At 33.0% G+C, this 9,014-nt stretch carries 7 protein-coding genes; all 7 read right to left on the bottom strand.

Translation table 11 applies throughout. The annotated features are described in order from the left end of the window. A partial coding sequence (locus RR409_RS17345; protein WP_332559032.1) for a ferritin-like domain-containing protein occupies positions 1–639 on the bottom strand: 639 nt, incomplete at its 3' end. Between the two features lie 396 nt (positions 640–1,035). Beyond that, entirely contained in the window at positions 1,036–2,082 is a 1,047-nt protein-coding gene (locus RR409_RS17340) for a cysteine synthase family protein (protein ID WP_332559031.1), read from the bottom strand. 234 nt (positions 2,083–2,316) lie between these two features. Next, a complete protein-coding gene (locus RR409_RS17335) occupies positions 2,317–2,763 on the bottom strand; it encodes a DUF5946 family protein (RefSeq protein WP_332559030.1) in 447 nt (148 codons plus the stop codon). Positions 2,764–3,155: 392 nt separating this feature from the next. Then, complete coding sequence (locus RR409_RS17330; RefSeq protein WP_332559029.1) at positions 3,156–4,346, bottom strand: HD domain-containing phosphohydrolase; 1,191 nt, start codon at positions 4,344–4,346, stop codon at positions 3,156–3,158. Between the two features lie 336 nt (positions 4,347–4,682). After that, the gene (locus RR409_RS17325; RefSeq protein ID WP_332559028.1) at positions 4,683–6,095 is read right to left on the bottom strand and encodes an MATE family efflux transporter; all 1,413 of its coding nucleotides are present in this window, start codon (positions 6,093–6,095) and stop codon (positions 4,683–4,685) included. Positions 6,096–6,614: 519 nt separating this feature from the next. Next, on the bottom strand, positions 6,615–7,850 hold the full coding sequence (locus RR409_RS17320; RefSeq protein ID WP_332559027.1) for an MFS transporter: 1,236 nt from the start codon (positions 7,848–7,850) through the stop codon (positions 6,615–6,617). Positions 7,851–8,370: 520 nt separating this feature from the next. Then, positions 8,371–9,014, bottom strand: a 644-nt coding sequence (locus RR409_RS17315) for a protein adenylyltransferase SelO family protein (RefSeq protein WP_332559026.1), incomplete at its 5' end; no start/stop codon positions are given.

Below are 9,014 nucleotides of genomic sequence, written 5' to 3'. Positions count from 1 at the left end.
CATATCCTCGTCCATGTCCATCATATCCATCATTCCCATGTTCATATGCATTGGCTTGCACATATCCTTATCCATGTCTGCCATATCCATCATTCCCATGTTCATATGCATTGGCATATCCATAGGCATACACATATCATGCATATGATGTTGCATCATTTTTCTTTCCAAATTTAGATTTAATATATAGTTATATTTAGTTGCATGTTTCATCTCGTCAGTTAAAATTTCAAAAGCCATATCTCTAAAATATCTATCAGGAAGTCCTGCACGGATGATTCTATATCTCTCCATTGCACTTAACTCCCCAAACAAAGCTTTCTTAATTCCATCAATATAGGAACATGGCTTGTCGAAACCTTCATCCTTAGAAGTTCTTATATCTTCTCCAGTATAATATTTGTACATAGCTCTAAACATTTTATTATGTTTACGCTCGTCGTCTCTGATAGATTTAATAATATCTTTTTCTTCCTTTGAAGGTGCAATGCAAATTAAATAGTCATAGAATAATTCATCTTCTCTTTCGCCTTGTACTGCTTGCTTCGCTAATTTTAGGGCCTCGTCTAGTGTTTTGTAAGACTTTGGTAATTCAGGTTTGCAAGGGTTCATGCAACTCGTATTTTTCATATAGTTCATATTAATCTTTTCTCCTCATAAAATATCTCTACACCATTAGAATATGAACTATCTAAGGTGGTTGTTACCAAATATTTAGGAAAGCTATATTTTTTTGTCGACAATGTCAGGGATTTTTGAACTTCATAGAAACCTATATTGGCAGTGACTTATGTGAAAATTTTTTCTCTTGATCCTAATAATAATAATAATAATAATAATGATAATAGGGAAGCTTAGACAGCGAGAATATAAGTATATTTATTGAAATAAGGTTATTATAAACCCCAGAGGTGCTTCCTGATCACCTCTGGGGTTGTTTAACATAATTATTTTGTTTATTTCACTAGGAGAGCAACTTTAATAAGAAATTATTTTAAGTTTTTATAACATAGCTTTATAAATCCCAGTAGTATTTTAGTAAAGATTATAACAAGTATTACATGGTCTTTTTAATGCTCTAACACTTATTAATTCAACATCTTTAGAAATGAATCCCTCTTTAACAGGCTCTTCTTTCATTAAATCTGTACTAAGATACTTTTTATTATCATCTGAAAATACAGTTACAACAACGCTTTTACTTCCTAAGAGATTTTGGGCTTTGATGGCACCTACTAGATTACCACCAGAAGATATCCCTACACCTAAACCTAATATTGAAGCTATTTTCTGTGCCATTATTATAGCATCCCCATCATCTACTGAAATAACTTCATCTATTTTATCAAGTTTTAAAACCGGAGGAATAAAATCATCGGAAATTCCCTGAATTCTATGTTTTCCTGTTTTGTATCCTGTTGATAAGGTTGGTGAATTGGCAGGTTCAAGTGGAAAGACTTTGATATTTGGATTTTTTTCTTTTAAAAACTTCCCAATGCCCATTATGGTTCCACCAGTTCCAACACCTGCAATAACAGCATCTGGTTTAAGTCCCTGATTTTGAAGCTGACACCAAATTTCTGGACCTGTAGTCTTATAATGGGCTTCTATGTTATCTTCATTTGAAAATTGACAAGGTAAAAAAGAGTCTTCTTCCTTTTTAGCAAGCTCCTCAGCCATGGCTATACTACCTAAGAACCCGCCCTGTTCTTTGCTAACAAGTTGAACATTGGCCCCAAAGCTTCTTATCAAATTTTTTCTTTCTTCACTCATCCACTCTGGCATAAAAATAGTTACCTTGTGGCCTAAGGATCTCCCAATAGCAGAAAATGCAATGCCTGTATTTCCACTAGTTGCTTCTATAATTAAACTTCCTGGCTTCAACTCTCCTCGCTGATAAGCCTTTTTTAAAATGTGAAAAGCCATTCTATCCTTTATGCTGCCAGATAGATTATAATATTCTGCTTTTGAATAAATAGTACGTTCTTCACCTTTATATTTTAACTTGATTTCAAGTAAAGGTGTATTACCGATCATGTTTGATAAATCTTTAAAACGCTTTTCAATAAACTCAGAATTCATAATGTCCCCCCAATTTATAACATAACACTAATATTATTTCAGTGTTATTTACTTTACTTATAAATTTTCTAAAAGATAAATCTGAAAGTCTATACCGGATATGCAAAGATTTTCACCTTCTATTTTATATGCTGTAAAATTTTAATTATTACCATTTTTTCAACCTTGATTTTTTCATAATAAAAACCCCTAGATTTCTCTAGAGGGTGTAATAACTAATAGTTAATCATAGTGCTATTTTAGTTCACTTCGTATATAATCTTTCCACTTATTTATGTTTTCTATTGCATTTTTTTCTCCACCTAAATATATATCTTCAATTGTCATTGACCACAATTTAAAATTGCGTTTTCGATGCTCATTTGGAATAGCGCTTGTTATTTTCCCTAAGTTTTTAACAGTTTCTCGATTTTTCTTGAGAATATAAGCTGCTTCCCAGTGATTATCATAAGCATCACAAAATAAATTAACCATGTGGTTATATCCCTCTACTGTATAATTTGAAGGGTGTTGTATCATGTAGCAGGAAACAAGCCAGAAGTGTAGCGCATATAAATTTGGATCATTATGTTCCCAAACAAGAGGAAACCCAAATAATTCATAGCATGAATGTCCATCTGCTTCTTTTGCTCCGCATTCGATACATCTTCCAAATTTCATAATTGTATTATTATCAACCATTTTATATAAACCTCCTTATGAGAAAGCTAACTCATTACAAAGCCTATCATATGACGTAACGTAAATGTCAACTAGGTAGTTTCAATTGCGCTGATTTGCTTGCCTCTCATAAAAATCATTATTACAACTGTTCCAGAAATCCTAGCAATAAGCAAATTAAGTCCTAAGTATTTACAAACACCCTTAGGATGCTCTTATTGTAAAGTAATGTTAATATTTATTTAAAAGAATATAAATATACTTAAAGAAATTATTTTACTACACCCTTCTTTAAGTACATTCCCCTCCCCTGTTAATCTCACCTTAATTGGTAAAAACTAAGCCAACAACTAAAAAAATCTAAGAGGCAATTACTCCCCTTAGATTTTATAATCTACTATTTTGTTTATACATTAACCAACATGCTCTAGTTCGTTCTCAATATGAATCTCTTTTATCTTCTTTAGAAACATATTAACTAAATAAGAGTTGAACTGCTTGCCCTTTTCTTCCGTTAATATTCTAACTGCACTATGATACCCAAGGCTTTTTCTGTATACCCTATTGGTAGTAATGGCATCAAAAGTATCAGCAATGGCAATTATTTGTGAGCCTAAAGGGATTTCCTCCCCCTTAAGACCTTCTGGGTAACCGTTTCCATCATATTTTTCATGATGGTGCTTAATTATCCTTCCAATTTCTTCAAAGCCATTAATATCGCCTATAATGCTTGACCCTATTACAGGATGCATTTTCATTTTGTTATATTCGATTTCAGTTAAACTACCTTCTTTTTTCAAGATTGAATCATCTATTCCTATTTTCCCTATATCATGAAGATTAGCACTGATAATTATCTTTTCCTTTTCTTCTTCGCTTAAATTTAAGCAATTGCAAAGAATTTCTGTATACCTCATCACACTGCTTGAATGTCTGCCGGTATAATCATCCCTAGCATCAACTAAATGTGCCAAGGCTTTTAGCGTTGACATATTAGTAGCTTCAACTTCGTTTTTAAGAGAAGTTTCTTTCGTAATATCATTAAAAATTAAGATTACCTTCTTAACAGTAGAATTATCACTTTCAAATACAGGATTTATGTTAACATTTAATATTTTCTTTTCCGAAACAAAGTGTTCACTGTACTCTAGATTTAGGACTTGAGATGCCGTACCCTGCAACCCTTCATAAATAGCTTTGTGCAGACTAGTATTCTTAATAGTATCCATTTCTAGTACATTATATCCAATAGCTCCCTTAGCACCGTACATATTTTTAGCAGTTGGATTTAGAAATTCAACGATACCATCTTTATCCAAAGTAACTATGCCACAAGGATTGCTATTAATTATAATATCCTTTAACTCTTCTGCAGTGTCCAAATTGCTAGATATTTTTTTATAAGTGACTATTAAATTACGTACTATAATGTAAGAATTTATTAAACATCCAATAAGTATAAATCCTTGAAAAACTATCATTTCTTTATTTTGAAGCATGGAGCCTTCTTTTAAAATAATAATACCAAGTACAAGTAATATTATAAGTGTTATTAGATTACTAGACATATTGCATTTTATAAGTTTTTTTATTTTGCCCATCATAGAGATTCTCTCCTGTCCTATTTTGTAGGGAACCATGTTATAAAATTTCACTGAAATGAATCTTTATAGTTTCCCTTAAGGGTTTCTCATATGTATATATTTATTCATCTAAATTAAATGCTACTTCTTGTCTACTATACCATTTTTATCCCGAATTTTAAAGAGAAAAAGTATTTATAGTTTTAATTTTTTGAAAAATTCTACTTAAAAATAATTTCCCTTAGCTTAAGAGCTTTCACTTATAGAAGGGTGAATACTTGAAGTTTCCAAAATACTATTTAGGAAGCTTTAAGTCACAAAAATAATGCCACCAGTTGTTAGCTGGTGGCATTATTTTTAGCTATTAGTAGTTGCAGCTATGTTCTTTGAATCATCACTTTTACTTTCATTTTGAGAAATAGCTGAAACCCATTTTATTCTAATCATTAAAATTGTGGTAATTATGGCTGCCATATAGTTGGAGAATAAGTTCCCCCAAAACACTGAATAAAACCCAAGTACATGCTCTGTAGCCAAAATAAATACATATCTTAAAAGCCAGATTCTAAGAATTCCCATAACAAGCGGTATTCCTGTACGCCCTAGCCCAATGAATGCCCCTTGTTGAACCATGCATATACCAAAGCCAATTACAGAATATGTGTATATATGCAGTGATTTATTTGCGATATCAAGTACATCTTGTTGGCTCGTAAATAGAACCGTTAGATGGGATGACAATGGAACAACTATGGCAATTAATAATGCCGCAGTAATTGCACTGACTATGCTGCCTTGAATGCAAGATTTCCTTGCTTTATCACCTTGTCCAGCTCCAACATTCATGCTCACCATAGTGGTTACAGAGGATCCAAAGGCAGAGGGCAGTATAAAACAAACAGAAGTTATGCTGCCTGCAATTCCTTGACCAGTTAATACCGCAGGACCATATTTCTCAATCTCATTATTTATTAGAAAGAAACCAAGGTTAAGCATTAAACTTGTTAAAATTGAAGGGATTCCTATTTTAATTAATTTGCGCAAAATCTTAAAATCAAATCTAAAGTTTTTAAGCACAAGTTTATCCTCACCCTCTTTAATAAAGAGTTCATAGAACATCCAAAGGCAAATAAGTAGATTTGAAGCTAGGGAGGACATAACTGCTCCAATAAGTCCGAAGTGGAAAACAGCAATAAATAGCACATTAAATATAAATTTTAATATCAGCATTAGCACCATTCTTATGAAGGTAGCTTCTGGTTTTCCATTAGCATTTTTTATGGCATTATATATAGCCTCTATAAACAAAAAAGGCAGAATAAAAGAATTTAAAGAAATATATAAAAAAACATCATGGGAAATTCGGGGATCAACTCTCCCTGAAATAGGAAAGGCTAACAAGTAAAGCAATGGTGCAACAATTAATCCAATAAGAAATGCAAAAACAACAACTTGAGTGGCAACCTTCTTTGCTCCCTTATAATCTCCTCGCCCGTTCATTTGGCCTATCATGGCCATTGCAGCAACACTTAGACCTTGAGCAAGTGCAGCAGTCATATTTATTATAGGACCTGAATAGGTAATTGCACTGGCACCTATGGTTCCAACAATATTATTAATGAAAATACCATCCATAATAGGCATTATAGACTGCACTAATCCCATCATAAGGGTTGGAGCGGAAAGTAGAAAAAGAGTTGAAAGTATTGGACCATTTAATATTAACTCACGTCGTTTTTGTGTATTTTGTCGTAAAAAGCTCAGATTCATGTTAATACACACCAGCTTTCATTAGTATGATACTTGTCCCAAAAGACCTTGAAACAAAATTCAAAAACTTAACTTATTCCTATAATCAAGGTTTGTTCTCTTAAGTCTCTTTAATATAAAAACATTAAGCTTTCAGCTTGAAATTCTCTTCCAAACATAAAATTAAGACTATTTTAAATAGTCCATCATTAATTATAGACCTAATATTTAATAGCTTCAAATAGAGCCCCCCTATGAAATATGGATTTAATTTGGATAAACAGGTTTATTCTAGCCCTCAATTGGAATTATGGCTACGGAATAAAAAGTTTTGCAGGATGAATTTTAGGCTTTAAAAATTTCATAAAAACGTGATTAGTACCTCAGCAGCACAGATTAATCTGAGCTATTATGAACTTTTGGTGAATTTTTCACATATGGGTTATTTATTACTATAATTGGGGCAACAAAAAACTGTAGCCATTAAAAATGCCTACAGTTTTTATTATTGATATACAAGTTTTATGAAATTCATGTTACTTAAACCTTTAAACTAACTTTATGTTTTCTTGTTTCCTTTAAATGCAGCATATAAATCATAAATGCAGAAATCATGGTTACTGAAAATACCAAAGGCCACACATATTTTACCCCAAGATTTTCTATATATCCTCCCATAATAACTGGTCCGATGGCAGAACCTGCACCTGTTATTATACTTAACACTGAGTTAAATCTACCTCTATGAGAGCTTGGAGCATGGTCTGCAATATAAACTCCAGCATTTGTTGCATTGAGAATTTCTCCAATTGTCCAAACTATGGTTGCAATTATATATAAAGGATAAGCCTTAATTAAAAAATTCATTCCAAAACCAGTTGCAAAGAACACACCTGAAAGGGCTATGTTAAACAGTGGTTTATTTTTCTTTGTAAGGTAAACTATAAGGGTTGTCATTGTTACAACTATAATACCGTTTGTAAAATATATTCCTCCCATAAGCTCTGGTGCTTTGTCCCCGAAGATGTCTTTTAGCTGAAGTGGTGTACTAAAGTTCCCTTGAGAGTATGCAAAGGAATATACTGAAGAACACAGTGCAAAAGCTAAAACTGCTGGTTTTTTAAGTAGTATTGAAAAAACACTTCCCTCTTCAGCTTTTTCTTCTTCAGACACTTCTTCCTGTTCAACGTTAAAAGGCTTAGTTTCATCAACGAAGAAAACAACTAAAAGTAAAGTTAGTAATATTGCAATAGCATTTCCGATGAAGGTCAATGCAAAATAGTTTTTATAAAGGAATCCAGCTAAAATTGGTCCAACTGAAAACCCGATATTTATCCCAAGATACAACAGCGAAAAAGCAGCCTTTCTATTACTTGAGTCCGTCAAATCAGCAACCATTGCACTGTTTGCTGGCTGAACAGCACTAATTGAAACTCCTGCCAGAATTAAAAGCCATGGAATAATCATTGAGTTTCCAAGGAATGCGCAGGGCAAAAATAAAAGTGCGGCTATGCTCTGAAAAATAATCATTACCTTTTTTCTTCCGATAATATCGGAAAGTTTTCCACCTATCAGTCCTCCAGGGATGTAGGATAAGGCGGAAAGTGAAACGAATAGTCCTGCTTCCTTGGCTCCAAGACCAAGCTTGTCCGTCAAAAACAGGGTTAAAAGTGGAAAAACAAAACTACCCATACTATTTATTATTCTTACGAAAAACAAAATATATATTCCCCTTGGTAGCCCTGAGTAGGATTTGAGAACCCTCGTTAATTTCATTATGTTCCCTTCTTTCCATAGGTGCATTGCACCCTTGCTTTAGTTAATTTTTCATATTAGTCATTGTGATGATACTAAAATCACTTTAAAATAGAATTTTTCTAAGAATGCTCTTTTATATTACTTTTACCTTTCAACTTACAAAATTAACTGAATATTAATTTAATGCTACCAAGGTTCTTATAAAGAGTCAACGAGATTTTATAATAGTTCCTGTTAACTACTTGTCCACCTAGCAAAGTTTTGCCTCTCAAAAGTTCTTGTTGAAACTGTAAGGCTCCTTTTTAAAGTTTATTTGAGTTTTAAAATTTGTTCTTGTAATGATGTGGTCAAAACAATACTGCTGGAAAAACTCAATTCCATGGTTTTGGGCAATCCGTGGTGAGGTACGAAACCCTAAATAGATTTTCATTAAAATATCCCCCTAACCTTACGTTAATTCAAGTTAGGGGGCTTAAAATTTTATTATAATCTACTTTTAAGTTTTATTTATCTCTATTTCTTTCCTAGGACTTATTGATTAAGTACCGCAGAAAGTTCGGTAAGCACAATTTGATGGAGCAGGTAATGTAGTGTACTCAGCCTGCTGCGGAGTATGGGCATAAGGTTTTGAAAGTACTTCAAGAAGTCGATCCATCACAGTGTAGTCTCCTTTTTTTACTGCTGCTTCTAGTGCTTCCTCCACTCTATGGTTACGAGGTATTACTCCTGGGTTGCTGCTTTGCATAAGCTTATTAGAGGAGTCTTTTGATTCCTGCTGCCTACTTAATCTCTCCTGCCAAAGTTTCTTCCACTCAGCAAATTCCGTAGTCTCAAATAGAACCTCCTCCTCATACCTATCAAAGGTCAAGGCACGGAAGGTGTTTGTATAATCAGCACTATTTTTCTTCATCATATTTAAAAGATTTTCAATGAGAGTTTCATCCTGGTCCTCTTCATTAAACATACCAAGTTTCGCTCTCATTCCTTTCATCCAATTATTATGAAATAGTTCATTAAATTCTGAAATGGCTTCTTGAGACAATTTCACAGCCTCATCATGGTTATCATGAAGTAATGATAATAAAGTCTCAGCAAATCTTGCCAAATTCCATGGAGCAATTTTCGGTTGATTACCATAAGCATAGCGTCCTTGAACATCTATAGAACTAAATACTGTTGCTG

This window comes from Clostridium sp., assembly GCF_036642255.1.
Taxonomy (GTDB): Bacteria; Bacillota; Clostridia; order Clostridiales; family Clostridiaceae; genus Clostridium_J.
This window is presented reverse-complemented; position numbering and strand designations above follow the sequence as displayed.